The following is a 26,454-nucleotide window of genomic DNA, read 5'->3' as shown; positions in this document are numbered from 1 at the left end:
GGCGGCCTTGCCATGGCGGGCAAAAAGAGCCCGTGGGGCCGCGGAAGCGGAGACGATACCGCGGAGGGCGAAGCTCCCGGCGCGCCGCCCGAACCGACCGCCGATACCCCTCCTCCGCGCGCGCCGGAAGGTCCGCGCAATCCCTGGGTTCCGCCCTCACGCGAAGGCGGCCCTGAAGCGCCCCGCCGCTCTGCCGGGATCGAGGACATCTTCAAGGCCCGCAACGCGCGGAACCGCGGCGGCGGCGGTGGCGGCGGGTTTCCCCGCCTGCCCGACCGACCCGACGGCAAGAGCTGGTTCCCCCTGATCCTTGCCGGGATCGCGGCGGTTTGGTTCTTTCTTTCCACGGTCCACCAGGTCGGCCCGAAGGAAGAGGGCATCGTCACGACCTTCGGCAAGTATTCGCGCACGATCCGTCCCGGCGTGTCGATGACCCTGCCCTGGCCGATCGAAGCGGTGACGATCACCGACGTTACCTCGATCCGGCGCGATTCAATTCCGGAAGGGGACGTCGAGAAGCTGATGCTGACGGGCGACCAGAACCTCGTCGATCTCAGCTACCTGGTGCGCTGGAACATCAAGGACCTCAAGCTCTATACTTTCCAGATCGCCGAGCCTGACGACACGGTCAAGGAAGTGGCCGAGGCCGCAATGCGGGCTTCCGTTGCTGAAGTGTCGCTCACCGAGGCGATGGGCGGCTCGGGTCGCTCGCAGATCGAACAGAACGTGCGTACCCGGATGCAGGCGATTCTTGATGCTTACCGTTCGGGCGTGATGGTCCAGGGCGTCGAGATCAAGAAAGCCGATCCGCCGGAGAAGGTGATCGATTCCTTCAAGGACGTCCTTGCTGCGCAGCAGGACGCGCAAAGCAAGATCAACCAGGCACAGGCCTGGGCGCAGCAGCTGACCGCGCGCGCCGGGGGCGAGGCCGCGGCCTTCGACAAGGTCTATGCCCAGTACAAGCTCGCACCCGAAGTGACCCGCCGCCGCATGTACTACGAAACGATGGAGCGCGTGCTGAGCCAGACCGACAAGACCATCGTCGAATCCCCGGGCGTGCAGACCTACCTTCCGCTTCCCGAGGTCAAGCGATCCACGCCCCCGGCAACGACGGAGGCAGGGCGATGAACGATTTCTGGCGCGAATATCGCCCGATGCTGATCGGGGCGATCGTCCTGCTGATCGCGCTGATGAGCAGCCTTATCGTCGTTCCCGAAACCAGCCAGGCGGTAATCGTCCGGTTCGGCGAGCCGGTTCGCGTCGTCAACCGCTTCCTCCCCAATCGCGATTTCGGCCAGACCGGCGCGGGCCTCGTCTTTCGAGTGCCGTTCTTCGAACAGGTGGTGTGGGTCGACAAGCGCGTCCTCGACGTCGACATGGAGCGCCAGCAGGTCACCTCGACCGACCAGCTCCGGCTTGAAGTCGATGCCTATGCCCGTTTCCGCATCATCGACCCGCTGAAGATGGTCGAGACTGCCGGTTCTACCGAGCGCGTGGCCGAACAGCTTCAGCCCATTCTCAACTCGGTCCTGCGCCAGGAACTGGGCAAGCGCAGCTTCCAGTCGCTGCTGACGGCCGATCGCGGCGCGGCGATGGTGCAGATCCGCAAGGGGCTGGACCGCGAGGCCCGCGAATACGGCGCACAGGTCATCGACGTGCGGATCAAGCGCGCCGACTTGCCCGACGGCACGCCGCTCGACAGCGCGTTCACGCGCATGCAGTCGGCCCGGAACCAGGAGGCGGCGACGATCCGCGCGCAAGGCGAAAAGCAGGCCCAGATCATCCGCGCAGAGGCCGAGGCGCAGGCGTCGAAGACCTATGCCGAGGCCTTCAACAAGGACCCGGGCTTCTACGACTTCTACCGCGCCATGCAGAGCTACGACACGACCTTTGCCACCAAGGACGGATCGACTTCGATCATCCTTTCGCCTGACAACGAATACCTGCGCCAGTTCCGCGGAAAGTAGGCGCTGCGAGCCGCGAACCCCCGCGCCGTCATTCAATCGGCGTTAAGGCGATCTGGCGTGAATCCGGCGAAGGTCAGCCACTGGGAATCGGGCAGGCGGTTCCCATATTCAAAGCCGGCGGGGCCATCCCCGCCGACCTGCGAGCAAGAGGATCGATACCAGTGCGATATGCTTATGGAGTAACTTCGGCGCTGCTGGTTGCCGGCAGCGCGATCGCCCTTGCCACCGGTTATCCCGCGGGGGCACAGGTTGCACAGAACGACCAGCGCGAGATGCAGTCGGTCGTGCCTCGGGCCGGTGCGCCCGCGAGCTTTGCCGACCTCACCCAGCAGCTTCAGCCCGCGGTGGTCAACATCTCTACCCGCCAGCGCGTTCGCGTGGCCGACAATCCGTTTGCCGGCACCCCGTTCGAAGGCCTCTTCGGCGGCGGTCAGGGCGGCGGCGGGGCGCAGGGAACGCAGACCCGCGAGGCGCAGTCGCTGGGCTCGGGCTTCATCATCTCGCCCGATGGCTACGTGGTCACCAACAACCACGTGATTTCGGCCGAAGGCACGGGTTCGACCGTCGAAGCGATCACGGTCACGATGCCGGACGGGACCGAGTATCCGGCCAAGCTGATCGGCAAGGACGCCGCGTCCGACCTCGCCGTTCTCAAGATCGATGCAAAGAAGGTCCTGCCCTTCGTGAAGTTCGGCGATTCGCGCCAGGCGCGCGTCGGCGACTGGGTGATCGCCATCGGCAACCCCTTCGGCCTTGGCGGGACGGTCACGTCGGGCATCGTTTCTGCCGTCTATCGTAACACCGGCACCGGCAGCGCCTATGACCGCTACCTGCAGACCGACGCGGCGATCAATCGCGGCAACTCGGGCGGTCCGATGTTCGACATGCAAGGCAACGTCATCGGCATCAACAATGCGATCTTTTCGCCCACCGGCGGCAGCGTCGGCATCGGTTTCGCCATTCCCGCCGAAATCGCTGCCCCGATCGTGGAGAAGCTGCGCGCGGGCAAAGCCATCGAGCGCGGTTACCTGGGCGTGCAGATCCAGCCGCTCAGCGACGATCTCGCCGCCAGCCTTGGCCTTCCGCACAACCGCGGCGAGTTCATCCAGTCGGTCGAGCCGGGACAGGCGGCCGCTGCCGCAGGCCTGAAGGCGGGCGACGTGGTGATGCGGGTGGACGGCAAGGACGTTACGCCGGACCAGACGCTGTCCTACCTCGTCGCGAACATCGCGCCGGGCAAGCGTATCCCGATCGACCTCATCCGCGACGGTCGCCGGCTCAGCATCACCGCAACCGTCGGCAAGCGTCCGAGCGAGGAAGAACTGGCCGCGCGCAGCTTCGGCTCTCAGCCGCAGGGCGACGACAACAGCTTCGGGCGTGCGCCCTCGACGCCAAGCCAGCAGGGTTTGATCGAGCGCGCAGTGGGCCTGGCGGTCATGCCGCTTACTCCGACGATCGCGGGGCAGCTCGGCGTCAGCCAGGATACTCAGGGCCTCGTCGTCTCCGCGGTCGACGGGTCGTCCGATGCCGGCACCAAGGGTCTGCAACGCGGCGACATCATCCTGTCGGTCAACAACCGCCCGGTCGCGGCTGCGGCCGACCTGGAGAGCGCGGTCCGCTCGGCCCAGTCGGAAGGCCGCGAGGCGCTGCTGCTGCGCGTGCAGCGGCGCGGCCAGCCGGCGATCTTCGTTCCGATCCGCCTGCGCTGATCGCGTTCGGCAAGTCCAAATGAAAAGGGCGGGCACCGCGAGGCGCCCGCCCTTCTTTGTTCTAGGCCCGGTTCAATACGTGGCGGGCGGGTCGCTTGCCGGAAAGCTTTCGTCCATCGCCTGGTCGGTCTTGTCCCACTCCGGCGGATTACTGCGCATTCCTTCCGGGCCGGCGGTGCGCACCTTGGCGAAATTCGCGCCGTCGCTTTCTCCCGGCGCAAATCCGGCATGCTGCAGCTTGCCGCCCGAACCTGAAATTGCCTTCCAAACCGCGTAACCGATGCCGCCAATGGCGGCCAGTCGCAGAAGTCCCATCGTCGCGCTCCTTGGCAAACCTGTATTTGGCTAACGCGGGGGCGGGGCAAAGGTTCGCGGCGAGGTTCGAAATTTATTGGCCGAGCAGGTAGCGCTGCCAGAACTGGAGCGCCGACCAGAAGGCATAATCGACGTTTTCCTTCTTGGCATATCCATGCCCTTCGTTCGCCGCGACGAGATGCCAGGCCTCGCCGCCCTTTGCCCGGATCGCCGCAACCATCTGATCCGCTTCGGACTTCGGGACGCGCGGATCGTTGGCGCCGGTGATGACGAACATCGGCTTGGTAATCTCTCCCACCCGTGTAAGCGGCGAGATCTTCATGAGCTGGGCGCGCTGGCGGGGGTCCCGCTCGTCCCCGTATTCAACCCGGCGCAGGTCGCGGCGGTAAGCGTTGGTATTTTCGAGGAAGCTGACAAAGTTCGAGATGGCGACCGTGCACTGGGTCGCGCGCAGCCGGTCCTTCAACTGTACCGCGGCAGCATAGCACATGTAGCCGCCGTACGATCCGCCGGTCAGGCCTACGCGTGCGGGATCGATCCGGCTGTCCTTTCGAAGGGCATCGATCATGGCCCCCAGGTCGCGGACCGAATCCTCCCGCTTGAACGGCCCGTTGTCGAGGCTGACGAAGCGTTTGCCGTAGCCGGTCGATCCGCGCACGTTGGGCAGGAATATCCCGATGCCAAGCTCGTTGAGAAGGTAGTTGTTGCGGCCGAGAAAGCCGGCCTGGCTCTGGCCTTCGGGCCCGCCATGCACGCTTACGATCAGCGGGCGCGGCCCGGGAAACCTTGCCGGGTCGGGCAGGTAGAGCAGTCCGGAAACGGGGAGCTTGTCGAAGCTCTTTACCGTCACGATTTCTGGCTCGCTGTTACGTTTCACGTCGAGGCCGCCGGTCTCGCTTTGCGTCCAGCGTGTGACGGCCAGCGTGGATGGATCGACCGACCATACGTCGCTGGCGCTGCGGGCCGAGCTCATCGAAAAGCCGATTTCGCCCCATGGCGCGATTTCGAGGCCGGAAATGACGCCCGCCGGAAGGGTTTCGACCGTTCGCGTGGCCCCGGTCGGCACGTCCAGGATGCGCATGCGGTGAGCGCCCGCCTCGTTCACGATATAGGCGATGGTCTTGCCGTCCTTCGACATGTCGAAGCCGTCGACGTCCCACTTCTCGGCCGGTCCGCGCGGCGTGAACTTGCCCGTGCCGGGGTCGAGTGTCCCGAGCCGGGCAAAGTCGGATCCCGCATCCGAGACCAGCCATATCGTTCCGTCCGGAGCGACCTGGACTCCGCCTTGCGCTACCTGAAGCTTGTTGTCGCCCATCGGCGTCATGCTTCCGCTGGCAAGGTCGAGCCGGTAGAGATCGACGTCCTGGACCGACTGGTAGTTCGCGACGATCGCGCTCGACTTGTCCGGCGCAAAGGCGGCGATGCCCCAGCCCCCGCCCTTGACCTGCGCGACCATTCGGCTGGATGCCGGATCGCGCGGATTCATCACGTAGAGATCGCTGTCGGCGCCGTTGCGGCGGGTGGAACTGAAACCGACGAGCTCACCGTCCTCGCTCCACGCGTTGCCCTCGTTGCGGCTCTTGCCGTCGGTCAGCAGCGTCAGGCGTCCACTGGCGAGGGTGTAGAGCTGGTAATACTCGTCGCCGCCTGTGTCCTTCTGGACCACGATCACGTCGCCCTTGTCCGGAGCATAGGCGCCGCTGACGGGTTCCGCCTCGAACGAGATCTGGGTTCGCGCGCCGAGGGGCGTTGCCACGCGGTGAAGCTGACTGGTGTTGCCGAAGCGCGTGGCGATCAGGACGGCTCGGGTCTTGGGATCCCATCCGGCGAAACCGGCACTGCGCGATTCGAGGTAGGGCCTTGTCTTGGCGACCAGTTCAAGGGGAACGGGGGGAACGTCCTGCGCATCGAGCGCCGCTGGTTTGGGGGAAACCGCCACGGGCAGCGCGGACACCGGACTTTGCGCGGCAAGCGGGCCGGCAGCGGTGGCTAGCAACATGGCGACAAGAATGCGACGCATCAAAAACCCCCTCGAAAATTCGTTTCAGGGGGAACCATAGCGATCGCGGGACGTGCGGCAATTCCCTCTCGACTGCCTCCCGCGGATATCCTCAGTAGCCGCGGGGAACCGGACTGGGGGACGGAGACGGAGCGCCGCGCACAGGTCCATCGGGAGGTATGCGGATGATCCGCGGACCTGGGTTCGTGGGCCGCTGGCCCGGCCCCGCCGCCGCGGGATCGGCCGGTGCCCTTGCCCCGGTCGCCTGGTCGAGGAAATCGTCGTTAGCTGCCGCCGGGGGTGCGGACGGCACCATCTCGCCCTCTGGCGGGAACGCCGGCTGCACCGGCTGGCCGCCCGGAGCGGGAACCTCGGCTGGCTGGGTCGGGTCGATCAGGTTGCCCTGCTCATCGACGTACTGGTAATTGCCGGGATCGCCGAAATTCGCCTCGTCGTCAGGCTCAAGCTGCCATTCGGGCAACTTCAGGTCAGTCTCGAAATTCTCGACCGGACGCTTGGATACGGCATAGCGCATGTAAGCCGCAAAGGCGCGCGCCGGGGCAGTGCCGCCCTGCAGGCCGGGAACAGCACGCGCATCGTCGCGGCCCATCCATACCCCCGTGGTGATCCCGCTGGAAAAGCCGAGGAACCAGCCGTCTTTGTTACTGCTGGTGGTCCCGGTCTTCCCGGCGACAGGCCGGCCGATCTGCGCCGCGCGGCCCGTACCGATGTTCACGGCCGTCTGGAGCAGGTCGGTAATTCCGGCCGCGACGTAGGGGGGGACTAGCGCCTGTCCGCCTTCGCGCGGATGGCGGTACAGCACCTCGCCGTCGAGCGTGGTCACCTTGGTGATGCCGTAGGGATCGACCGCGGAACCCTTGGCGCTCACCGCCGCGAACGCCCGCGTCATGTCGATCACGCGCACGTCCGACGTGCCGAGCACCATCGATGGCATCGTGTTGATCGGCGTGGTGATACCGAAGCGCCGCGCCATCGAGGCGACGGTGCCGAAGCCCACTTCGTTGCCGAGCTGCGCGGCGACAGTGTTCTTCGAATAGGCGAAAGCAGTGCGCACATCGATCGCGCCGGCGTAGGTCCCGCCGGAATTGCGCGGGCTCCACCCGTCGATAGTGACGGGTTCGTCGACGACCCTGTCGGTCGGAGTGTAGCCCGCTTCCAGCGCCGCGAGATAGACGAACAACTTCCACGCCGACCCCGGCTGGCGCACGGCGTTGGTCGCGCGGTTATAGTTCGAGCTGACGTAATCGGTGCCGCCGACCATCGCCAGGACTCCGCCGTCCCGGTCAAGGCTGACCAGCGCGCCCTGCGAACCGCGGGGCACGTTGGCCTGGATCGCGGCTGTCGCGGCGCGCTGCATGCCGATGTCCAGCGTCGTCCAGACCTCGATCGGCTCGGTATTATCGGGCAGCAGCATATCGAGCTGGGGAAGCGCCCAGTCGGTGAAGTAGCGGACCGAATTCTGCCCTTCCTGAGGCGCAAGCTTCACCGCATCGATGTCGGCGTGCGCGGCCTCTCCAGCGCTGATCTTGCCGTTCGCCTGCATCGTCTGGAGGACGACGTTGGCGCGATCGATCGCGGCCTGTGCATCGGCGGTGGGCGAATAGCGCGACGGTGCCTTGACCAGCCCGGCAATGATCGCGGCCTCGGGCAGGCTCAGCGTGTCGGCGGGATGGTTGAAGAACTTGCGGCTGGCGGAATCGATGCCGTAGGCGCCGCCCCCGAAATAGACCTTGTTGAGGTAGAGCTCGAGGACCTGTTCCTTGGTGAACTTCTGCTCGAGCGCCAGCGCCAGCACGCCCTCGCGCACCTTGCGGGCGAACGTGCGGTTGTTGTTGAGGAAGATCGTCCGGGCAAGCTGCTGGGTGATCGTCGATCCGCCCTGGCGCCAGTGCCCGGACTTCACCCGCACCGCGAGCGAGCGTGCGATGCCGAGCGGATCCACCCCGAAGTGGTCGAAGTAGCGACGGTCCTCGACCGACACGCTGGCGTCCTTCATCACCTGCGGAATGCGGGAATATGGCAACCACTTGCCGTAGCTCGGCCCGAGCGACACGATCTCGGTGCCGTCGGCTGCACGCACGACGATCATTTGCCCGACCTGGCTGGACTTCAACTGCTGGTAGCTGGGCAGCGAACGCGTCGCCATGGCGACCGAAATGCCCAGGACTGCCAGGCCGAGGATTACGAGGCCCGCGCCCCACACGATCAGCCGGCGCAAGGCCAGGCGCCAGCCGGTAAGCTCGGATTTGCTGCTCGCGGACCGGCCGCGCTGAGGTTGGCCGCCGCGGGAAGGCTGGGTGCTTCCCGTGCGCCGGCGGCCCGGTTCATCGCGTCTTGCCATCGGCTGTCGCAGGTTCCCTCATCGCGGGGGCAAGGGCCCGCATCCCCATCCGAGCGCACGCCATGCGACCGGATTTCTCAATGCATAGGACATTTGGAACGTGGGGTTAATCAGAAGATTTTCCGGCACCGGCGTCGCCCTTGGGAGCGAACGACAGGCTGGCGCTGTTCATGCAGTAACGCAGTCCCTCAGGCCCGGGACCGTCGGGAAAGACATGCCCGAGATGCCCCTCGCAGGTCGCGCAGCGGACCTCGGTCCGGACCATGCCGTGCGAGACATCGCGCTTTTCATCCACCGCATCGGCCGCAACCGGCGCGGTGAAGCTGGGCCAGCCCGAGCCGCTGTCGTACTTGGTGTCCGAGGCGAACAGCGGCGCGCCGCATCCGGCGCAGCGATATTCCCCTTCGGCCTTGTTGGCATTGAGAGCGCCGGTGAAGGCGCGCTCGGTCCCCGCCTCGCGCAGGACGTGGTACTGGTCGGGGGTCAGCCGGTCACGCCATTCGGCGTCGCTGAGCTTGATCTTGTCGGACATGCAAATCGTCTCCGCCGCAAATGTGCGAATGGCAATATGGGAACGCGCCGGCCCGTTTCCAGCGGCGGTCCGGGTGAAATGCTATTCGACGTGCTCGACGATCAGGATCGCGCCGTCGCTTCCAGCCACGCGCATCCGGGTGCCGGCAGCGGCATCGGGCCCGCGTGCCAGCCATTCCGAATCGCCTTGCCGAACCCTGCCGTTGCCGCCGACGAGCGCCTCGGTCACCAGGACGTTCTCGCCTACGAGCCGCTCGCCGCGAAGATTCATCAGCGGATCGGCCGAAATGATCGGGTTCGCGCGCAGCCAGATCCGTCCGGCGATGACCGCCAGCAAGGCCAGTACCGCGAAGACCGTTACCTGGACGACGAGGATCAGCGGGACGAACCAGGCGATAACTCCGGTCACGAAGGCCGCGACCGCCAGCCAGATCAGGAAATATCCCGGGGCGAGCATCTCGGCGACGGCCAGGGCAAGCCCCAGCGCTAGCCAGACCCAGTGCGAGCCGGCGCTTTCGAGGAGTTCGGTCATCCGCTCAGCCCGCGGGCGGCGGTGGCGGCGGGGCCGGCCGATTGACCGGCGCGGGCCGCGGCCGCGCGGCCGCACCAACCTCGCGATCCGCCATGGCGTCGCGTACCAGTTCGCCCACCCCGCCCAGCGTTCCGATGAGCTGGGTCGCTTCGACCGGGAAGAGGATCGTCTTGGCATTGGGCGAGCGGGCAAATTCTGACACCGCCTCGGTATATTTCTGCGCGATGAAGTAGTTCAGCGCCTGCGCGCCTGAGGCTGCAATGGCGTCGGACACCATCTGCGTCGCCTTGGCCTCGGCTTCGGCCTCGCGCTCACGGGCCTCGGCATCGCGGAACGCGGCTTCGCGGCGACCCTCGGCCTGGAGAATCTGGCTCTGCTTCTCGCCCTCGGCGCGCAGGATCTCCGATGCGCGCAGGCCTTCGGCGTCGAGGATGTTGGCGCGTTTCTCGCGCTCCGCCTTCATCTGGCGGCCCATCGCATTGACGATGTCAGCCGGCGGACGGATGTCCTTGACCTCGATCCGGGTGATCTTGACGCCCCAGGGCGATGTCGCGTGATCGACCACCGATAGCAGTCGGGCGTTGATCTCGTCGCGCTTCGAGAGAGTTTCGTCGAGGTCCATTCCGCCCATCACCGTACGAAGGTTGGTCGTGGTGAGCTGCATGATCGCCAGATAGAGGTTTGCGACCTCGTAAGCCGCCTTGCCTGCGTCGAGGACCTGAAAGAAAACGACCGCGTCTACCCCGACCATGGCATTGTCGCGGGTGATGATTTCCTGGCCCGGGATGTCGAGCACCTGCTCCATCATGTTCACCTTGTGGCCGACGCGATCGATGAACGGAACGATGAGGTGCAGGCCTGGCTGCGCCGCCAGGGTGAACTTGCCCAGCCGCTCGACCGTATAGACGTAGCCCTGGCGCACGACCCGAACTCCCATCAGGAGAAAGACGACCACCAGCGCCACAAGCGCAATCAGGAAACCATTCATGCTCGCCGTCCCCCCTTCGGACATCTGCGGCAGTCTAGCAGCGCGGCGCGCGCCGACAATGGGGCGCGGCGCAGGTACTTGTCAGTAGTGGCTCTTTTCCTCGGGTCGGGCGAGTTCGTAGCAGACCGACAGATCGTATTTCTGCACGCCCGGACCGGCAGCGAGGGACTGCTTGAGCATGGCGTCGCGCTGGGCCGCGATTTCGCGGTCGATCGCGTCCTGCACCTTACCCTGCGCCGCCAAAGCCTCACGCTCACGCGATTCGAGCACCGCCGCCAGCGTCTTCAGATCGCGCGCGGGGGCGGAAAGCCCGTCACGCGCATGGAGCTCGTCATAGGCAAGCTGCATTATGGCGGCGCATTGCGGCAGCGTCGGCCGTTCGAGCGGCGGGACGGTCGCTTCGAGCCGGGGCAAGCATTCGCCCATCTTGCGCGCGATGACCGCATCGGGATGCGATGCCGCCTCGCCCTGCAGCCGCGCGACTTCGGCTTCGAGAAGCGCCTTGACGGCCTCGCGGGTAAGGCCGGCCTCGTCCATGGCGTGAGCGCCGGTGCGCACGAAGAATTCGCGCCCGCGAACCGCCATCGGGGGATAGCTGGCCAGCGCCTTGCCGCCGTGCGCCTGTTCGGTCGCGACGATCGCGAAGCTGGCGGCACACGCAAGGTCGCTGCGCGTCTGCGCGCTGAGGCCCGAAGGAGTTTGAGCAGCCACCGGCCCACCCGGGCTCTGGGCGACGATAGCGGAGCCCGTGAGCGCGGCGGCAACGATGAGGGTAGCGCGAACCGCGCGGGATGAGTTCGTCATGGCGCGCACGGTATAGGGACCGCGCCGCAACCCGTCATGAACAAAACGGGTGCGTCGCTCAGGGACAAAAAACCGGGCCGCGGCGGGGTCCATATCCCGCGCGCGGCCCGAGAAGCGGCGCGTCCTTGTTCGCTGTCAGGGTGGACAGGAGAGCTGGCGGACGCGCCGGGGACTGTCGAAGGCGAAAGCTGCTGATTACTTGCTGGCGACTTCCGAACGCTCCACGCCGTTGCACTTGGCAAGGCCATCGGCGTCGAGAGCTTCGCCCTTGGCGGTGAAGCTGGCGATGGGACCGACCTTCTTGGCCAGCCGGGCGCAAACGACTTCGGGACGCGAGGTGCCCTTGGTCGCGGCACATTCGCTACCGGCGCAGTTGAAGGCGACGTCGTTGACCACCTGAGTACGGGCGGCGGTGACGGGAGCTTCGAGCTGGACGCGGTAGTAGCGGCCGCCGGTCGCGGCATGAGCCTGGCCGGCAGTGATGCCGAACGAACCCGCGGTACCCAGCAGGGCGAGAGCCACGACGGCGGCCTGGCCGATGGCGGAGCGGTTGAGGATGGCGTTCATGTGTATTCCCCTTTCGATTCCTGGGCGGAAATTGACCGGGCGAAAGGCCCTCGTTTTTCCGTTGCGAATCGCTACCTAATCCAATAGGTTTCTAGTTGCAACCTGAAACCGATAATTTTTGCACCTCCCACAAAAATGCGATATCCACGGGTCAGAGGATGAGAATGGGCAAATTAAGAGAACCACTTGCCGAAATCGGCCAATGCGGCCTGCCGGTCGCGCTCGAGGCGATGGGCGAGCGCTGGTCCTTCATGATCCTTCGAGCCGCGTTCAACGGCGTCCGCCATTTCGAGGAATTCCTGGAATCGCTCGGCATCGCGCGAAACATATTGTCCAATCGCCTGTCCAAGCTGGTCGACGTCGGCATTCTGCGCCGTGATCATTGCGAAGACGACCGCCGTCGGATCGAGTATCGGCTAACCGACAAGGGACTTGCCCTCCTGCCCGCGATGCTCGCGTTGCGCGAATGGGGCGAGCGCTACGAACTGGGTTGTCCCTCCGACCTCGTCCTGTGCGACGAGCGGGACGGCAAGCCAATCGCGCCGATCGGAATCTACGCGCACGACGGGCGCTTGCTCGATCACAACGACCTTCATTGGCGCGAACGCCACGAACTGGACGCCGAGGAACTCGAACGGGTCGACCGCCGCGCTAACGCGGCCTGACGACGCTCTTACAGAGCTTCACGCTCGCGGCGGCTGCCTCCGGTAGCTCAGCGCCTCGGCAATATGAATCCGGCCGATCTGCTCGGCTCCCCCCAGGTCCGCCACCGTCCGCGCCACCCGCAACATCCGGGTATAGCCTCTCGCGGAAAGGCGCATCGCTTCAGCAGCCTGTGCGAGAAGCTTGCGCCCGGCCTCGTCCGGCGTTGCATGTTTTTCGAGTGAATCCCCGTCGAGCTGGGCGTTCGTGCGCGCGCCTGAGCCCTCCATGCGTGCAGTCTGTACCGACCGGGCGCGCGCCACTCGCGCGGCGACCTGCTCCGAGCCTTCTGATGACGGGGGCAACGCAAGGTCGGCCGCGCTCACCGGATCGACCTCGACGTGCAGGTCGATCCGGTCGAGCAAGGGTCCCGACACGCGGCTCTGGTAATCGCCCGCGCAGCGCGGCGCGCGGCTGCATCCCAGGGCCGGATCGCCAAGGTGTCCACACCGACACGGGTTCATTGCGGCGACGAGTTGAACCCGGGCCGGAAAGGTCACGTGGGCGTTCGCGCGGGCAACAGTGACTTCGCCGGTTTCGAGCGGCTGGCGCAGCGAATCGAGGACTGCGCGCTGGAACTCGGGAAGCTCGTCGAGGAACAGCACGCCGAGATGCGCCAGGCTCACCTCGCCAGGACGCACGCGCAGGCCGCCGCCCGTCAGGGCCGCCATCGAGGCCGAATGGTGCGGGCTGCGAAATGGCCGTGCGCGGCTGATCCGGCCTTCCTCGAGCGTCCCCGCGACCGACGCGACCATCGACACCTCAAGTGCCTCGGCGGGGGTCAGTTCGGGCAGGATCCCGGGAAGGCAGCTCGCCATCAGCGATTTGCCCGCGCCCGGCGGTCCGATCATCAACATATATGGAGCGCAGAGACCTCTTGCAGGAGCCTCTGCAATGCGCCACTTCTTCGCCATGCCAAAGGTTTATAGCTACATCCGATTTTCCACTCCTGAGCAGGCCCGGGGCGACAGCTTTCGGCGGCAGGCAGCGGCAGCGAAGGCGTTCGCAGCGGAGCAGGGGTTAGAGTTAGACGATACCTTGCAAATTACCGATGCGGGCGTTTCCGCTTACCGGGGGGCGAACCTTTCCGCCGATGCTGGTCTAGGTAAGTTCATGGCCGCAGTTCAACTCGGCCTAGTCGAGCCCGGTTCGGTCTTAGCCTTGGAAAGCCTCGACAGGTTTTCCCGCATGGAACCCCTCGATGTTCAATTTGAACTTACGGCGCTGATCCGCGCGGGCATCGCCGTTGCCACCCTTTCGGATGGTCACATTTATTCCAGAGAGAGCCTTAAGGCGGACGGCGGGTTGGGCCTTGTGGTGTCTGTCATGTCGTCCGGGCGGGGATATGAGGAAAGCAGAATAAAGAGCACTCGGCTTGCCGGAGTGTGGGCAGAAAAGCGCCGTAAGGTCCGCGCAGGGGAAGCCGCCAAGCTTACCTCAAGGGCCCCCGCATGGCTTCGCTGGCAGGAACCCGCCGGATGGTCCGTCGATGAAGCCAGGGCGGCCATTGTCCGCAGGGTCTATGCCCTCACTCTTGCCGGGGAAGGCGAGCACATGATTGCTCAGCGGTTCAATCGGGAAGGCGTGCCCCCGCTAGGCAGGGCGAAGCTGTGGCATAGGTCCAGCGTCTCCAAGTTGCTCCGCAACCCCGCTGTCATTGGCGAACTCACCCCCGGGCAGATCGAATATCAGGACGGAGTGAAGCGCAGGGTCCTTGAGGAGCCCATACCGGGGGCCTTTCCCGCGATCATTGTGGAGCCCGACTGGTTGGCCGTGAGGTCCCTTAAGGACGGCCATGCGCCCGCCGCTAGGGGGCAGGGGGCCAAGCGCCCTCTTGCTAACGTGCTAGCGGGGCTGGCCCGCTGCCCCATCTGCGGTTCTGCCATGACGAGGGTGCAGAAAGGGAACCCCGCCAAGGGCGGGCAACCTAAGCTAGTCTGCACCCGGGCGAAGGCAGGGGCGGGCTGTGTCTATCACTCCGTTCCCCTTGGGGAGGTTGAGCGGGCCGTCTTTGCAAAGCCCGCTTGGTTCGTTGACAACATCCCCGCTGGCGATGGCGGCAGAGAGTTGGACAGGGAGGCTCAATCAGCCCGGAACACCATCGCGGGCCTTGAGGATCACCTTGGAGAGCTTGGCGAGACGCTAGAGCAAGCCCCTTCGGTTGCGCTGGCCCGGCGGCTTGCTTCGCTGGAGGCGGAGATTGGCACACACAAGGCCGCCCTAGCGGACCTTGAGGAGCGTCGTAGGCTTACCGATGGCGGGTTGATCCATGCGCGAGCAGTGGCGCTTGGAGAGGCGATAGAGGAGCGCGGGGAAGCCGATAGGGCCGCGATCAATGCTGCCTTGAAGGTGCTGTTTGACGCCGTAGTAGTTGATTATCGGGCCGGAGAACTGCGGCTCCATTGGCGGCAAGGCGGGGTCACCCCCATGCTGTTTTCCATGCCCCCTGCCCCCGGATTGGGCGGTTAGAAGTGCGCCTTGCATCAGCAACGATAAATCAATGACTTAGGCCGCTTGTCAATCCGGGCCCACATATAGGAGAACCCCACGGGATTCCCATATGGTTTCTTCATGTGTCTGGAAGGGTTCCTTAGGGAGAACCTAGAGGTCCCCTCTAAGGTATCATCCTACGGATAGAGAGTAAGAGGATAACTCTATCTACCATCCTAACGGATAGACACTAGGAGAACCCTCTAAGGGCCCTAGAGGTTACCTCTAAGGGGGGGGCTCAAGAGGCTCCGCCTCTTCCCCATCCCTTAGCGCGGGTGGTCGTCGGCCCATAGGCCGGGGATGGTCTTACCTGAGCGCCTCGTCTGCCGCGAGCGGTTAAGGCCACCCTAAAGAGGCAAATTTCACCCCCCTGATTAGTGTAGGGATACTGGTGCCGTCTAAATAGGTCCTCAGGGCCCCAGAAATGGGCCGCCAGACGTCAAAACGAACCTTACCTATGTCGCCGCTAGGGAAAGACGTCGAAGGGCCTCTACGGGCCTCCTAGAGGCAAATTCCAAATCCCCCCTGTGGACGGCTCTGCCGCCCGATGTCGCCGCCCCCTGTCTTGTGTCTGGTTTCTCCGGGGGGCGGCGGCCCTTTTCAACCCTGAGAACCCCGACCACGAGCAAACCAAGATGAACGATATCGACGAATACGCCGACATACCCGGTATGCCGAGCGACAGCGACATTCGCGCCGAATTGGTGCGAACCTCAGGACCGGCATTCTGGCGACCCACTGGTTCCCCCGATGGAACCGCAACGGACTTTACCGGAGAGTTGGGCCAGAAGGTTCTAGCTGCCCGGCATGCTCTGGGCCCCGGCCCTAATGGAACCGACGTGCAGTACGCCGTGTGGGAACACGAGCAGGCCAAGGAAGCGTTGGACGCTGAAGCGCGCCGCATCATGAGCGCGCTGACAGAGGTCCGTAGTTATGACCCGGTGACGGGAGAAGCCATTTCCATGGCCTCCCCCACCAAGGTCAAGGCGCTAGTGGACCGGCTGGCCGTTGTGCAGGAGGACAAGGCGCGGCTTGAGGGTGAGCCCGGACGCCTGGCGTTGGAAAAGAAAGTGGATGAGGCGGTGCGCAATACGAAGGCGCTCTTCCGCAACCAATACATTGCCGATCAGGCCAAGCGGCTGGCGGCCAAGATCGCCATGGATGAAGAGATTGCCCGGCAGGCGGCTGCCTACGGCAAGTCGCGGCCTAAGCCGTGAGCGCCCGCCTTGCCCGGCTCGCTCAGCGCGCGAGGCGAAGGCAGGAACGCGGCCTGCCGCCGCCCCCTCAATATCCGGTAGGAGATTGGGCCTCGTCCCCGGATCATTGGGCGGGGATTGCTGACAGCGAGCGCGTGACGGAGGTTCGCGAGTTGCCCGGGGGCACTGTCATGGTGACCTATCTCGACAATGTGGAGGGTATTGCCCGGAAGCGCCGAGGACCAACGGCTAAGCCTAAGCCCGCCGCTAGGTCGGAGGACCCGGCTTCCCCGCCCCCGCCGGACCCGAAGGGACCCCCTAAGGCTGCGGAGGGGGACGAGCCTTCGCGGTTCGCCAACTACGCCATGCCGGGCCACGGCCTGCCCGATTGATTTCGGCGCATAAATCCGCGCGGCCCTAGCGCGGTAGACAACTGGCGGCTTCCCCCCATGGGGGTGCCCTTGAGGGGGCGCGGCAGGAGCAGTCGCCGCGCCCCTGTTGTCAGGGCGGAGGGGCGGGGCAGCGGGCCGCCTTATGGCCTAACTCCCCGCCTCTTGACCGCCTGTTACCTTTAGCGTAATGGTCGTTGCGCCATTTGTAACAGGAGATAGCTATGTCCATTGAAGCCACTGTCGCCGCCTTGATTGCTGATGCCCAAGCCGCCGCGCGCGCCGCAAGGGGGCAAGAGGCGCTTCAGATTGCCCGCGCAATGCGTATCCGCGACCGCATCAACACCCTGCTGGGTCTGTGACCATGAAAGCCGTAGCCTATTACCGCGTCTCCACGGCTGCGCAGGGACGGTCTGGCTTGGGCCTTGAGGCGCAGCGCAGGGCGGTTACGGAACTGTGCGCTACCCGGGGTCTCTCCCTGATTGCCGAGTTTACGGAGGTCGAGAGCGGGAAGAACAACGATAGGCCCCAACTATCGGAGGCGCTTCGGCGGGCAACCCTCGCCGGGGCCGTCCTGGTGGTTGCAAAGCTGGACCGGCTCAGCCGCAACGCCGCGTTCACGCTTAGCTTGCGTGATAGCGGGGTTGATTTCATCTGCGCGGACAACCCCGAAGTGAACCGCCTCACCATCGGCGTGCTTGCCGTCATCAATGAGGATGCGCGAGAGCGGATTTCGGAAAACACCAAAGCGGCCCTCGCCGCTGCCAAGGCGCGGGGCACCCGCCTAGGGAACCCAAACGGCGCTGCCGCCCTTCGGCGGGCAGGCAAGGGCAACAGCGCCTCACTGGTCGCCCGTAAGCGCGCCGCTGATGCCCGCTGCGCCGCATTGGCGAAAGATATCGCATTGCTGCGCGCGGAAGGCGCGGAGAGCCTTAGGGACCTCGCGAGGGGGCTCAACGGGCTTGGGATTGAGGCCCCTAGGGGCGGGGCGTGGCACCCTGTGGGTGTGCAGCGCCTTTTGCAGCGAATAGCCGCTCTATCCGGGTGATCTGTTACGTTTGCATTTCCCTTGGCCCCTGCCTTTCGTCGAAAACCCTTCGATGATCGTAGTTAGGCCCGCTTTTCCGCGATCCTGAGATCCAGCTCTATGAGCCACCGGAGGATGCTTGCACCCAAGCTGGAAAAGAGAACCGCGACCTCCAGCGGAACAACTTCCATGGCCTCGACGCCTTGCGCATGGCGGTAAGGGTGAGCCCCATCGACCCAATCAGCAAAAGCAGAGATCAGCTTATTAAGGCCCTCTCGCGCAGTGCCCTCGTGAAGCGACAACACCAACGGCCTCAACGATTTTTGAATTTCCGTGGAGCCAAGCCGCGAAACCTTAGAACCTAAGACTAGGCGAAACACGTTCTCGACAGCATCAAAGGTGTGTCTAATAGCCTCGCGACCCGAAGGCGGGGACATGTCGAAGGAGGCTTGAGCAGCTTCAAACGCAGCCCGCGCGGCTCCATAACGTGGAAGCCCAAGACCGGAAATTGTGGATGCCCAATTCCGCTGGAACTCGTCGTCCACGGCAAAGTGAACGCCGGCCTTTTCGTCACAACGATACCCCAGGTTTTCTTCGCGAAAGATGCGCCCAGTTTCTCTCAACCATGTTTGGCCCCGTCCGCCGGGACCGAGAAGCCGCCAAATAACAGTTATCGCGTCTAAGATATCGCGCAATTCCGCGTCCTGAAAGAAGTCCTCCCAGTCATGACCATAACCGCCCCACGGCACGCGGGCCCCGGTTTCATACTCGACGGCAATTGCAATGCTCTCAGGATCCAGCGCCACGTCTGAAAAGAGCCGATAGAGCCTCCTTCGGAATCTCTCACCATCTTTGAGCGGGCCTCCGCGTGAGAGATAATTCAAGCTGAAGCGAACACCAGTGGCAGCCTCGTCCCTCAGATCCTTCACACCCTGACACTCCTTTGGAAGCGGACCTCACTAACACATGTGGTCAACACTTCTGAGAGAGGTCTTGAAGGGCCCAACTTGAACAGGTTATGCCCGCCCGCCGCCGCGATCTCGAGCGCGCGCTTGGCGGTCTCCTGTCCCTTGACCTGCGCCAGGTCGGCGACGCGCCGCACCGGCTCCGCCTCTCCCGCCAGCGGCAGCGGCAAACGCTGCGTCCCCTTAAGGTGATTGAGCAGACTGGTGAGATCGGGCGCGGCGAGGATTTCGATACCTCCGGCCCACACCGCCTCGGAGCCCTGGCTGGCAGGGCAGATCAGACCTTTGCCCGCGCCGTGTGCGTGAAGCGCGGCCAGCAACACGCCCGGCGACCCGATTATCCGGCCGTCGAGCGCGAGTTCGCCCACTGCGACAAAATCGGCGATCTGCTCCACGTCGACCACACCCATTGCTGCAAGCAGCGCGAGCGCGATCGGTAGATCGTAGTGCGAGCCTTCCTTGGGCAGGTCCGCCGGCGAGAGGTTGATGGTGATTCGCCTGGGGGGGAGCGCCAGCCCCAGCGCCGAAAGCGCGGCTCGAACACGCTCGCGGCTTTCGCCCACCGCCTTGTCGGGCAGGCCCACGAGGTGGAAACCCGGCATTCCGCGCGCCACCTGGCACTGAACCTCGACCGCGCGAGCCTCGAGACCGAGATAGGCAACCGTCGATACCAGTGCGACCATGGAAAAGAACGACCCCTGTTTGTTCCGTCTTGCGCATGCCCTAATGGGCTCCGCCTGTCGAGGCTGCGCATGCATCTCGGCAGGCAAGGAAAATCAATGTCCCCCGCCGGTTAACCTTGCGCGTTAGGGCAAGTGCAGCCTTGGCTGGCGTACGGTGCGCCCGCGATGGCGACATTCCGCTCCTTCCTGCCACTCGCTCTCGGCTGCGCCGCGAGCTGCTTCGCGCCCGTGACTGCTCGCGCACAAGCATTGCCGCCCGTCGCCGAGGCCACGACCACCTACGAGATCGTCGAGGACACAGTCGTTGACGACGAGCGGGGAAGCGACCGATTCGTGGCCTCGGCACTCGCGGACGCCCATCTCGAAGCAACCGCGATCGCCGCATTCGGGCCGTTCCGCGTCCTCGATCCGCACCGCGCTGCGCTGGTCGCGGGGACCAACGCCGGCAGCCCGCGAGCGCTGGCCGCGATGCTGGCGGTGTATCCCGGTATTGCGGTCATCGAAATGGTCGAATGTCCGGGCACCGACGACGACAATGCGAACCTGCGGCTCGGCCGCATGATCCGACGCGCCGGTATCGCTACCCATGTTCCCGCCGGTGGGTCCGTCCGTTCGGGCGCGGTCGAGCTGTTCCTTGCCGGATCGCGGCGGAGCGCAGACCTTGGCGCAGAATTCGCCGTTCATAGCTGGGAAGACGAAAACGGACGCGAACCACCCGATTTCGCGCCCAGCGATCCTGTAAACCAGGCCTATATCGCCTACTACCGCGACATGGGCATGTCCGATGCGCAGGCACAGGCGTTCTACGCGATGACCAATTCGGTCCCCAATGCGGAGGCGCGCTGGCTTTCGGTGGCCGAGATGAAGCGCTATGCCGCGCTGGACTGATCGCGCCGCGCCGCGCGATCGGCCCGGAACCTAGGTTGACGCGGCGGGCCGTTTCGCCTATCGGCCCCGCTCGAAATAACGGCGGTCGCAGTCTCCACTGCTGCTGACTCCAGGCGAATCGCGGGTTGCCCAGACGGCGCCCATACCGGGAATAGATACGATGAAGCGCACCTTTCAGCCCAGCCGCCTCGTGCGTGCCCGCCGCCACGGCTTCCGCAGCCGCATGGCGACCCCGGGCGGCCGCAAGGTCATCCGCGCCCGCCGCGCTCGCGGCCGCGCCAAGCTTTCGGCCTGACCGCCGCCGGCGAAGGTTCGCCGCCGCAGTCTCCTCCCTGTCCGCGTGCCCCTCGTTTAGAGGTGATGCGCAAGCGGGCGGACTTTCTCAGCGCCAACCAGGGCATCCGGGTCGCACGGCCCGGATTCGTGCTGCTCGTGCGCTCGCGTGACGATGCCGCTCCGGCAATCCGCTTCGGGATCACCGTCACCAAGCGCATCGGCAACGCGGTCGTCCGCAACCGGATGAAGCGGCGATTTCGCGAATTGCTTCGCAGCGCGCTACCCGTCGCCGGGATCGCAGGGGCCGACCATGTCCTGATCGGCCGCGAAGGCGGCGTCGAGCGTGACTTTGCCGCGCTGCGAGACGAATTGATGGCCGCGCTTCAGCGCGCCGCGGCGGGAAAGGGCGATCCCCCGCGCCGTCCTCGCAGCGGCCAGCACCGCCGCAGTGCTCGCGCATGAGCGTTCTTTCCCGCCTCACGGCCTTGCCCGCACGCCTCCTCATCCTCGTCGCGCGCGGCTGGCAACTGGGACCGTCGCGGATCTTGCCGCCGACCTGCAGGTTCGCGCCAAGCTGCTCGCAATACGCGATCGAGGCGCTAGCACGCCACGGTGCGATTAAGGGTGGTTGGCTGGCGACGAAGCGTATATTGCGCTGCCACCCATGGGGCGGCCACGGCTATGACCCCGTTCCCTGACCCAAGGTTTCCGCGCCTGCCGCGCCCGGAGCCATGACGCGAATTGCAGGATCTCCTCACTTGGACAACCAGCGTAACCTGATCCTGGCGGTGGTGCTCACCGGCCTGCTCCTGCTCGGTTGGGATGGCGCCATGCGCTATCTCTATCCGGCCCCGCCCAAGCCGGCGGCCGTTGCCACCGCGCCTGCGGGCAGCGCCCCCGTCGCCACGACCGATGCGGGCGAGCCTGCCGCGCAGCCGCGCACGAACCGCGAAGGGGGCCTGACCGCTGCTGCTGACGTAGCGGCCGAGCAGCGCGACCTTGCAGTAGCCCTGGCGGGCGGCAATCGTGTGCCGATCGCCGGCCCCCGGGTCAGCGGATCGATCAACCTCGTCGGCGCGGTGATCGACGACCTGACGCTGAACGACCATCGCAGCGGCGAGAAAAAGAACACCCCGCCGGTACGCATGCTCTCGCCGGCCGGGACGCCTGCGCAGCAATTCGTCCAGGTCGGATGGGTCGGGGCGGATGGCGGCAACGCCGGGATCCAGCTCCCCGACGCGCGCACCGTATGGACCGCGCAAGGCTCCCGCCTCACGGCACAGACCCCGGTCACGCTTCGCTGGTCCAACGCCACCGGACAGGACTTCGCAATTCGCTTCGCGATCGACGCGAATTACATGATCACCGCGACCCAGACGGTCGCCAATCGCGGCGGCGCACCCGTCGTCGTGCGACCCTTTGCCCTCGTCAACCGCACCGACCGGACGGCCAGTGCCGACAGCTTCAACGTCCATTCGGGACCGATCGGGGCATTCGACGGCTCGGTCGACTTCGGCACCAATTACAAGGATGTGCGCGAAAGCGAGCAGCGGACGGTCACTCCCGCCGGTCGGCCGACGTGGATCGGATTTACCGACGTTTACTGGCTCTCCGCGCTCATCCCGCAGACCGACGCCGCGGCGCAGGCTGACTTCCGCTCGCTCGGCAACAGCATCTATCGCGCAGACCTGATCTATCGTCCGACAGCGCTCGCTCCCGGCCAGCAGCTCACCCGCACGACGCGGATGTTCTCCGGCGCGAAGGAAAATCGCGTTCTGGATGCCTACGAGGCCGCCGGGATCAGCAACTTCAGCCTGGCGATCGACTGGGGATGGTTCCGCTGGTTTGAAAAGCCGATCTTCTACCTGCTGGACTGGCTGTTCCGGCTTGCCGGCAACTTCGGCGTGGCGATCATCCTGCTGACGGTCATCATCCGCTCGCTGATGTTCCCAGTGGCGCAGAAGCAGTTCAAGTCCATGGCCGCGATGCGTGCCATCCAGCCCAAGATGAAGGCGCTGCAGGAACGCTATAAGGACGACAAGCCCACCCTTCAGGCCAAGACGATGGAGCTCTACAAGAACGAGGGCGTCAATCCGCTGGCCGGATGTCTGCCCATCTTCCTGCAGATTCCGGTGTTCTTCGCGCTTTACAAGGTCCTGATCCTGACGATCGAGATGCGGCACCAGCCGTTCGTGCTGTGGATCAAGGATCTTTCCGCGCCCGATCCGTTGCACCTTCTCAACCTGTTCGGCTTGCTTCCCTTCACCCCGCCGTCGTTCCTGGCGATCGGGCTCCTGGCGCTGATCCTGGGCATCACTACCTACTTCCAGTTCAAGCTTAACCCGCAACCGATGGACCCGGCCCAGGCGCAGGTATTTGCCTTCATGCCCTGGATCATGATGTTCGTGATGGCACCGTTCGCGGCCGGGTTGCTGATCTATTGGATCACCTCGAACCTGCTCACGATCGCGCAGCAGAAGTACCTCTACATGCGCCACCCGCAGTTGAAGGCCCAGAACGACAAGGACGCGGCCGATCGTTCGCGCGCGAAGGAGCGCGACACCGCGCGCCCCGCGCCGACCGCCAAGACCACCACCACCCGCGCCAAGCCAAAGCCGCGCACGCGATGAGCGACGACCGCCCCGCCGGGGACAGCGACGAGATCGGGGAACGCGCGCGGCGGCTGTTTGCGGGGCCCGTGGACTTCCTCAAGAGTGCGCCCCAGCTTCAGTTCCTGCCCGATCCCGATGCGCCGGAAGTGGCCTTTGCCGGCCGCTCGAACGTGGGCAAGTCGTCGCTTCTCAACGCGCTGACGGGGCGCAAGTCGATTGCCCGCGCCTCGGTCACTCCGGGGCGAACGCAGGAACTCAACTTCTTCGAGGTCGGCGAACCCACCGTGATGCGGCTGGTCGACATGCCCGGTTACGGCTTCGCCAAGGCGCCGCCCGCGGTGACCGAGAAATGGCGCCGGCTGGTGCGCGATTACCTGCGGGGACGCGCCGTCCTCCAGCGGACGCTCGTGCTGATCGATGCGCGCCACGGGCTGAAGCCGGTCGATGGCGAAATGCTCAAGATGCTCGACGAAGCCGCGGTCGGTTATCGCCTGGTCCTGACCAAGGCCGACAAGATCAAGCCGACCGAGCTCGAGGCCGTCCTCGCGGCAACGCAGGCGGAAGCGCGCAAGCATCCCGCGGCGCATCCACAGGTGATCGCAACGTCGGCCGAGACCAAGGCCGGCATCCCGGAACTGCGCGCTGCGGTTCTGGCGGACGCGCTCAACCTCTAGGGCGTACCACGGACCCAAGCCTGCCGTTCATCCTAGACACGCCAATCGTGAACACCTACGGCTTCCGGGACTGCAAGAGCGGGGCAAGCGCATGAAGCTGATCATCGGCAACAAGAACTATTCGAGCTGGAGCCTGCGCGGCTGGCTGGCCGCCAAGCAATCCGGCCTGGCGTTCGAGGAGATCACTGTCCCCCTCTACGGCGAGGATTGGGACGAGGAGCGCAAGTCCGATGAACTTGCGCCCTCTTCGGGCAAGGTGCCGATCCTGTGGGACGGCGAATGCGTGGTCTGGGACAGTCTTGCGATCATCGAGTTCCTTGCCGACAGGGTGGGGCGCGACCGCTTCTGGCCCAAGGACGAGACCGCCCGCGGCATGGCCCGGTCAATGGTCGCCGAAATGCACTCGAGCTATCTCGCCTTGCGCCGCCAGCTGCCCATGAACGTGCGCAAGCGGGTCGAAGATCACCATTTCAGCGACGACGCCAAAGCCGACATCGTGCGCATCCTGTCGTTGTGGGCAGAGGCGCGGGCGCGCTTCGGCAAGGGGGGGCCGTTCCTGTTCGGCAGCTTCTGCGCCGCCGACATCATCTATGCCCCGGTCGTAAGCCGCTTCATCACCTACGGTGTTCCCGTGCCGGGCTTTGCCGTGGCCTACATGCAGGCGGTCTGGGAGCATGAGTGGATGAAGAACTGGGTCGCCGCCGCCGAGGCGGAAGACTGGACGATCGGCCGCTTCGAGGGTCCCCAGCCATCCTGAGACGAACAGTCGCCCGGGTCGTCGCCTGCCTGATTTTCGCCGCCACCGTCCAGCCCGCGCTGGCGTGGAGCGATTATTCCCACCGGGCTATCGCGACGATCGCGCAAGACAACGTGCGACCGCATACCCGCGCCGAAATTGCGCGCCTGCTGCGCGCCGCACCCCAGCTCGGCACGCCTGACTGCCCGGTCAAGAGCATCGAGGATGCCGCGACCTGGCCGGACTGCGTGCGCCGCGACCGCGAACGATGGGCTTATACGACCCCTTGGCACTACGATGACCAAGACATCTGCAAGCCGTTCAAGCCCCAGGTCACCTGCGCCAACGGAACCTGCGTGTCCGCCCAAGTCGAACGCAACCGCAAGCTGTTGGCCGACCGCGCGCTGCCGGCACCGCTCCGGATGGAGGCGCTGGCCTTTCTCGTCCATTTCGTCGGTGACCTGCACCAGCCGCTTCACGAAGCCGACCGCGACGATGCCGGCGCCAATGCGCTCAAGGCGGACTACGGCATTGCGCCGGTCGGCAATCTTCACACGATCTGGGATCGCTATCTTGCAGAACGCGCGGTGTCCTCGGCATCCCCGCCCCTGACCCGGCGGTATTCCGCTGTCGAGCGCGCCGCATGGGGCTCCGGCGAAGTCGTGGATTGGTCGCGCGAGAGCTATGAGCTCAGTCGCGACCTTTCCTATCGGGGCGCGCTGAAGGGCGATCCGTGCGATGGAGCCGCCCCGCACCCGGTCGTGCTCGATGAAGCGGCGATCGAGGCGGCCCTGCCCGCAGTGCGCGATCGTATCGCGCGCGGGGGCCTGCGCCTTGCGCGCTTGCTGGACGAAGCGCTGGACTAGCGCGCCGCCGCTCGTCTAACTCGCCGCCATGGGCGAACCGGTTGATGTCTGCACCTTGGCCGAACGGCTGATCGAGTGCCCGAGCGTGACGCCTGCATCGGGTCTCGTCTTTGATTGTCTCGAGGCGATGCTGGTTCCCCAGGGATTTGCCGTCACCCGCTTTACTGCAGGCACCCCGCCTGATGGCCCGGTGGAGAACCTGTTTGCCGTGCGCCGGGGCCCTCCGGGCAGCCGGCATTTCGCCTTTGCCGGCCATGTCGACGTCGTCCCTCCAGGCGACGGGTGGTCAAGCGCTCCGTTCGCGCCCGTTCGCCGCGCCAGCCCGGGCGGAGACATGCTGTACGGCCGGGGCGCGGTGGACATGAAGGGGTCAATCGCGGCAATGATCGCAGCGGTGGCTACGGTCCCCGCCGATGCCGGCACGATCAGCTTCATCATCACCGGCGACGAGGAAGGCCCAGCGCGCTTCGGCACGATCGCGCTGATCGAGCGGATGGCCGCCGATGGCGAGCGACCCGACCTCTGCCTCGTCGGCGAACCGACCTCGGTCGCCCGCCTAGGGGACATGGCCAAGATCGGCCGACGCGGCTCGGTCAACATCTGGCTGACGGTCGAGGGAACACAGGGCCACGTCGCCTATCCGCATCAGGCCGACAATCCCCTGCCCCGCATGATCGCTCTGTTGGCCGAGCTTGATTCGCTTGAACTGGATCAGGGTACTGACTGGTTCCAGCCCTCAAACCTCGAGATTACCGACATCAGCGTCGGCAACCCCGCCACGAACGTCATTCCAGCGAAGGTCGAGGCCCGGATCTCGATTCGATTCAACGACCTCCACAGCGGCGCCGACTTGGCCCAGCGCGTGTCCGAGATTGCGGACCGCCATGGCGCCATCGCGCGGCCCGTGATCTCGGGCGAACCCTTCCTGACCCCTCCGGGCGCCTTCTCGTCCCTTCTTGCCGACGCCATCATCGCTGAAACGTCGCTGTCGCCTGAACTGTCGACGACCGGCGGCACGTCGGACGCGCGCTTTCTCCGCGCCCTGTGTCCGGTCATCGAGTTCGGGCTGGTCAACGCGACCATGCACAAGCGCGACGAAGCCGTGGCGGTCGAGGATCTTGAGGTCCTCCAGCGCATCTACGGCCGCGTAGTGCGCGCCGCGCTGGTGGACTGAAG

26 protein-coding genes and 2 pseudogenes are annotated in these 26,454 nt (G+C 65.4%); 17 read left to right on the top strand and 11 right to left on the bottom strand.

Translation table 11 applies throughout. The features are described from left to right. Nucleotides 1-12: 12 nt before the first annotated feature. From hflK to ACFO0A_RS03465, 3 genes are all read left to right on the top strand, one after another. Nucleotides 13-1,128 carry an FtsH protease activity modulator HflK gene (hflK, locus tag ACFO0A_RS03475; RefSeq protein ID WP_379537579.1) on the top strand — a complete coding sequence of 372 codons (1,116 nt, stop codon included), beginning with the start codon at nt 13-15 and terminating at the stop codon, nt 1,126-1,128. Next, nucleotides 1,125-1,967, top strand: a complete 843-nt coding sequence (gene hflC, locus ACFO0A_RS03470; protein ID WP_379537578.1) for a protease modulator HflC — start codon at nt 1,125-1,127, stop codon at nt 1,965-1,967. Before hflK ends, hflC begins: the two co-directional genes overlap by 4 nt. A 161-nt stretch (nt 1,968-2,128) precedes the next feature. Continuing rightward, a complete protein-coding gene (locus tag ACFO0A_RS03465) occupies nt 2,129-3,676 on the top strand; it encodes a Do family serine endopeptidase (protein WP_379537577.1) in 1,548 nt (515 codons plus the stop codon). Between the two features lie 72 nt (nt 3,677-3,748). Here ACFO0A_RS03465 and ACFO0A_RS03460 read toward each other — a convergent pair whose 3' ends face one another. From ACFO0A_RS03460 to ACFO0A_RS03425, 8 genes are all read right to left on the bottom strand, one after another. Next, the gene (locus ACFO0A_RS03460) at nt 3,749-3,991 is read right to left on the bottom strand and encodes a hypothetical protein (protein ID WP_379537576.1); all 243 of its coding nucleotides are present in this window, start codon (nt 3,989-3,991) and stop codon (nt 3,749-3,751) included. A gap of 73 nt (nt 3,992-4,064) precedes the next feature. Next, the gene (locus ACFO0A_RS03455) at nt 4,065-6,011 is read right to left on the bottom strand and encodes a S9 family peptidase (RefSeq protein WP_379537575.1); all 1,947 of its coding nucleotides are present in this window, start codon (nt 6,009-6,011) and stop codon (nt 4,065-4,067) included. Nucleotides 6,012-6,102: 91 nt separating this feature from the next. Next, nucleotides 6,103-8,352, bottom strand: a complete 2,250-nt coding sequence (locus ACFO0A_RS03450) for a transglycosylase domain-containing protein (protein ID WP_379537574.1) — start codon at nt 8,350-8,352, stop codon at nt 6,103-6,105. 106 nt (nt 8,353-8,458) lie between these two features. Continuing rightward, on the bottom strand, nt 8,459-8,884 hold the full coding sequence (msrB, locus tag ACFO0A_RS03445) for a peptide-methionine (R)-S-oxide reductase MsrB (RefSeq protein WP_379537573.1): 426 nt from the start codon (nt 8,882-8,884) through the stop codon (nt 8,459-8,461). 81 nt (nt 8,885-8,965) lie between these two features. Next, complete coding sequence (locus tag ACFO0A_RS03440) at nt 8,966-9,415, bottom strand: NfeD family protein (RefSeq protein WP_379537572.1); 450 nt, start codon at nt 9,413-9,415, stop codon at nt 8,966-8,968. A gap of 4 nt (nt 9,416-9,419) precedes the next feature. Beyond that, a complete protein-coding gene (locus ACFO0A_RS03435) occupies nt 9,420-10,403 on the bottom strand; it encodes an SPFH domain-containing protein (protein WP_379538155.1) in 984 nt (327 codons plus the stop codon). An 81-nt stretch (nt 10,404-10,484) separates the two neighbouring features. Further along, nucleotides 10,485-11,207 (bottom strand): hypothetical protein, encoded by a 723-nt coding sequence (locus ACFO0A_RS03430; protein WP_379537571.1) that lies wholly within the window; start codon nt 11,205-11,207, stop codon nt 10,485-10,487. A 195-nt stretch (nt 11,208-11,402) separates the two neighbouring features. Continuing rightward, nucleotides 11,403-11,774, bottom strand: coding sequence for a CC_3452 family protein (locus tag ACFO0A_RS03425; protein WP_379537570.1), 372 nt, complete (start codon nt 11,772-11,774; stop codon nt 11,403-11,405). A 164-nt stretch (nt 11,775-11,938) separates the two neighbouring features. Between ACFO0A_RS03425 and ACFO0A_RS03420 the strand changes: the two genes are divergently transcribed. Beyond that, nucleotides 11,939-12,439, top strand: coding sequence for a winged helix-turn-helix transcriptional regulator (locus ACFO0A_RS03420; RefSeq protein ID WP_379537569.1), 501 nt, complete (start codon nt 11,939-11,941; stop codon nt 12,437-12,439). An 18-nt stretch (nt 12,440-12,457) separates the two neighbouring features. Here ACFO0A_RS03420 and ACFO0A_RS03415 read toward each other — a convergent pair. Then, a pseudogene (locus ACFO0A_RS03415) lies at nt 12,458-13,333 on the bottom strand (YifB family Mg chelatase-like AAA ATPase); the annotation flags it as partial. A 37-nt stretch (nt 13,334-13,370) separates the two neighbouring features. Here ACFO0A_RS03415 and ACFO0A_RS03410 point away from each other — a divergent pair. From ACFO0A_RS03410 to ACFO0A_RS03395, 4 genes are all read left to right on the top strand, one after another. Next, nucleotides 13,371-14,945: a recombinase family protein gene (locus ACFO0A_RS03410; protein ID WP_379537568.1), complete on the top strand. Its 1,575-nt coding sequence runs from the start codon at nt 13,371-13,373 to the stop codon at nt 14,943-14,945. A 656-nt stretch (nt 14,946-15,601) separates the two neighbouring features. Beyond that, complete coding sequence (locus ACFO0A_RS03405; protein WP_379537567.1) at nt 15,602-16,183, top strand: hypothetical protein; 582 nt, start codon at nt 15,602-15,604, stop codon at nt 16,181-16,183. Between the two features lie 592 nt (nt 16,184-16,775). Next, nucleotides 16,776-16,913, top strand: a complete 138-nt coding sequence (locus ACFO0A_RS03400) for a hypothetical protein (protein WP_379537566.1) — start codon at nt 16,776-16,778, stop codon at nt 16,911-16,913. Between the two features lie 2 nt (nt 16,914-16,915). Continuing rightward, complete coding sequence (locus ACFO0A_RS03395) at nt 16,916-17,599, top strand: recombinase family protein (RefSeq protein ID WP_379538154.1); 684 nt, start codon at nt 16,916-16,918, stop codon at nt 17,597-17,599. Nucleotides 17,600-17,661: 62 nt separating this feature from the next. On the opposite strand, the gene ACFO0A_RS03390 is transcribed toward ACFO0A_RS03395, so the two are convergent. Both ACFO0A_RS03390 and ACFO0A_RS03385 read right to left on the bottom strand, forming a co-directional pair. Beyond that, nucleotides 17,662-18,507: a hypothetical protein gene (locus ACFO0A_RS03390; RefSeq protein ID WP_379537565.1), complete on the bottom strand. Its 846-nt coding sequence runs from the start codon at nt 18,505-18,507 to the stop codon at nt 17,662-17,664. Nucleotides 18,508-18,539: 32 nt separating this feature from the next. Beyond that, nucleotides 18,540-19,226 (bottom strand): annotated as a pseudogene (locus ACFO0A_RS03385) (magnesium chelatase domain-containing protein); the annotation flags it as partial. Nucleotides 19,227-19,358: 132 nt separating this feature from the next. On the opposite strand from ACFO0A_RS03385, the gene ACFO0A_RS03380 reads away from it, so the two are divergent. From ACFO0A_RS03380 to dapE, 9 genes are all read left to right on the top strand, one after another. Beyond that, complete coding sequence (locus ACFO0A_RS03380) at nt 19,359-20,114, top strand: alpha/beta hydrolase (protein ID WP_379537564.1); 756 nt, start codon at nt 19,359-19,361, stop codon at nt 20,112-20,114. A 160-nt stretch (nt 20,115-20,274) separates the two neighbouring features. Continuing rightward, nucleotides 20,275-20,409: a 50S ribosomal protein L34 gene (gene rpmH, locus ACFO0A_RS03375; protein ID WP_379537563.1), complete on the top strand. Its 135-nt coding sequence runs from the start codon at nt 20,275-20,277 to the stop codon at nt 20,407-20,409. Between the two features lie 62 nt (nt 20,410-20,471). Beyond that, nucleotides 20,472-20,852 carry a ribonuclease P protein component gene (gene rnpA / locus ACFO0A_RS03370; RefSeq protein ID WP_379537562.1) on the top strand — a complete coding sequence of 127 codons (381 nt, stop codon included), beginning with the start codon at nt 20,472-20,474 and terminating at the stop codon, nt 20,850-20,852. Nucleotides 20,853-20,875: 23 nt separating this feature from the next. Then, complete coding sequence (gene yidD, locus ACFO0A_RS03365; protein ID WP_379538153.1) at nt 20,876-21,088, top strand: membrane protein insertion efficiency factor YidD; 213 nt, start codon at nt 20,876-20,878, stop codon at nt 21,086-21,088. A gap of 60 nt (nt 21,089-21,148) precedes the next feature. Beyond that, the gene (gene yidC, locus ACFO0A_RS03360; protein WP_379537561.1) at nt 21,149-23,020 is read left to right on the top strand and encodes a membrane protein insertase YidC; all 1,872 of its coding nucleotides are present in this window, start codon (nt 21,149-21,151) and stop codon (nt 23,018-23,020) included. Further along, the gene (yihA, locus tag ACFO0A_RS03355; RefSeq protein WP_379537560.1) at nt 23,017-23,676 is read left to right on the top strand and encodes a ribosome biogenesis GTP-binding protein YihA/YsxC; all 660 of its coding nucleotides are present in this window, start codon (nt 23,017-23,019) and stop codon (nt 23,674-23,676) included. The genes yidC and yihA overlap by 4 nt, the downstream gene beginning before the upstream one ends. A gap of 91 nt (nt 23,677-23,767) precedes the next feature. Further along, on the top strand, nt 23,768-24,433 hold the full coding sequence (locus ACFO0A_RS03350; protein WP_379537559.1) for a glutathione S-transferase family protein: 666 nt from the start codon (nt 23,768-23,770) through the stop codon (nt 24,431-24,433). Then, nucleotides 24,355-25,278 (top strand): S1/P1 nuclease, encoded by a 924-nt coding sequence (locus ACFO0A_RS03345; protein WP_379537558.1) that lies wholly within the window; start codon nt 24,355-24,357, stop codon nt 25,276-25,278. The genes ACFO0A_RS03350 and ACFO0A_RS03345 overlap by 79 nt, the downstream gene beginning before the upstream one ends. Before the next feature lie 28 nt (nt 25,279-25,306). Then, entirely contained in the window at nt 25,307-26,452 is a 1,146-nt protein-coding gene (dapE, locus tag ACFO0A_RS03340) for a succinyl-diaminopimelate desuccinylase (protein WP_379537557.1), read from the top strand. Nucleotides 26,453-26,454: the final 2 nt, after the last annotated feature.

The organism is Novosphingobium tardum, assembly GCF_042652045.1.
GTDB classification, from domain to species: domain Bacteria; phylum Pseudomonadota; class Alphaproteobacteria; order Sphingomonadales; family Sphingomonadaceae; genus Novosphingobium; species Novosphingobium tardum.
The sequence above is the reverse complement of the archived record's forward strand: the minus strand, read 5'-3'. Positions and strand labels throughout refer to the sequence as shown.

Coding starts and splice junctions, on each gene's coding strand:
- hflK (WP_379537579.1), top strand. CDS start 13: ATGGCGGGCAAAAAGAGCCCGTGGGGCCGCGGAAGCGGAGACGATACC.
- hflC (WP_379537578.1), top strand. CDS start 1,125: ATGAACGATTTCTGGCGCGAATATCGCCCGATGCTGATCGGGGCGATC.
- ACFO0A_RS03460 (WP_379537576.1), bottom strand. CDS start 3,991: ATGGGACTTCTGCGACTGGCCGCCATTGGCGGCATCGGTTACGCGGTT.
- ACFO0A_RS03455 (WP_379537575.1), bottom strand. CDS start 6,011: ATGCGTCGCATTCTTGTCGCCATGTTGCTAGCCACCGCTGCCGGCCCG.
- ACFO0A_RS03450 (WP_379537574.1), bottom strand. CDS start 8,352: ATGGCAAGACGCGATGAACCGGGCCGCCGGCGCACGGGAAGCACCCAG.
- msrB (WP_379537573.1), bottom strand. CDS start 8,884: ATGTCCGACAAGATCAAGCTCAGCGACGCCGAATGGCGTGACCGGCTG.
- ACFO0A_RS03440 (WP_379537572.1), bottom strand. CDS start 9,415: ATGACCGAACTCCTCGAAAGCGCCGGCTCGCACTGGGTCTGGCTAGCG.
- ACFO0A_RS03435 (WP_379538155.1), bottom strand. CDS start 10,403: ATGAATGGTTTCCTGATTGCGCTTGTGGCGCTGGTGGTCGTCTTTCTC.
- ACFO0A_RS03430 (WP_379537571.1), bottom strand. CDS start 11,207: ATGACGAACTCATCCCGCGCGGTTCGCGCTACCCTCATCGTTGCCGCC.
- ACFO0A_RS03425 (WP_379537570.1), bottom strand. CDS start 11,774: ATGAACGCCATCCTCAACCGCTCCGCCATCGGCCAGGCCGCCGTCGTG.
- ACFO0A_RS03420 (WP_379537569.1), top strand. CDS start 11,939: ATGGGCAAATTAAGAGAACCACTTGCCGAAATCGGCCAATGCGGCCTG.
- ACFO0A_RS03410 (WP_379537568.1), top strand. CDS start 13,371: ATGCGCCACTTCTTCGCCATGCCAAAGGTTTATAGCTACATCCGATTT.
- ACFO0A_RS03405 (WP_379537567.1), top strand. CDS start 15,602: ATGAACGATATCGACGAATACGCCGACATACCCGGTATGCCGAGCGAC.
- ACFO0A_RS03400 (WP_379537566.1), top strand. CDS start 16,776: ATGTCCATTGAAGCCACTGTCGCCGCCTTGATTGCTGATGCCCAAGCC.
- ACFO0A_RS03395 (WP_379538154.1), top strand. CDS start 16,916: ATGAAAGCCGTAGCCTATTACCGCGTCTCCACGGCTGCGCAGGGACGG.
- rpmH (WP_379537563.1), top strand. CDS start 20,275: ATGAAGCGCACCTTTCAGCCCAGCCGCCTCGTGCGTGCCCGCCGCCAC.
- yihA (WP_379537560.1), top strand. CDS start 23,017: ATGAGCGACGACCGCCCCGCCGGGGACAGCGACGAGATCGGGGAACGC.
- ACFO0A_RS03350 (WP_379537559.1), top strand. CDS start 23,768: ATGAAGCTGATCATCGGCAACAAGAACTATTCGAGCTGGAGCCTGCGC.
- dapE (WP_379537557.1), top strand. CDS start 25,307: ATGGGCGAACCGGTTGATGTCTGCACCTTGGCCGAACGGCTGATCGAG.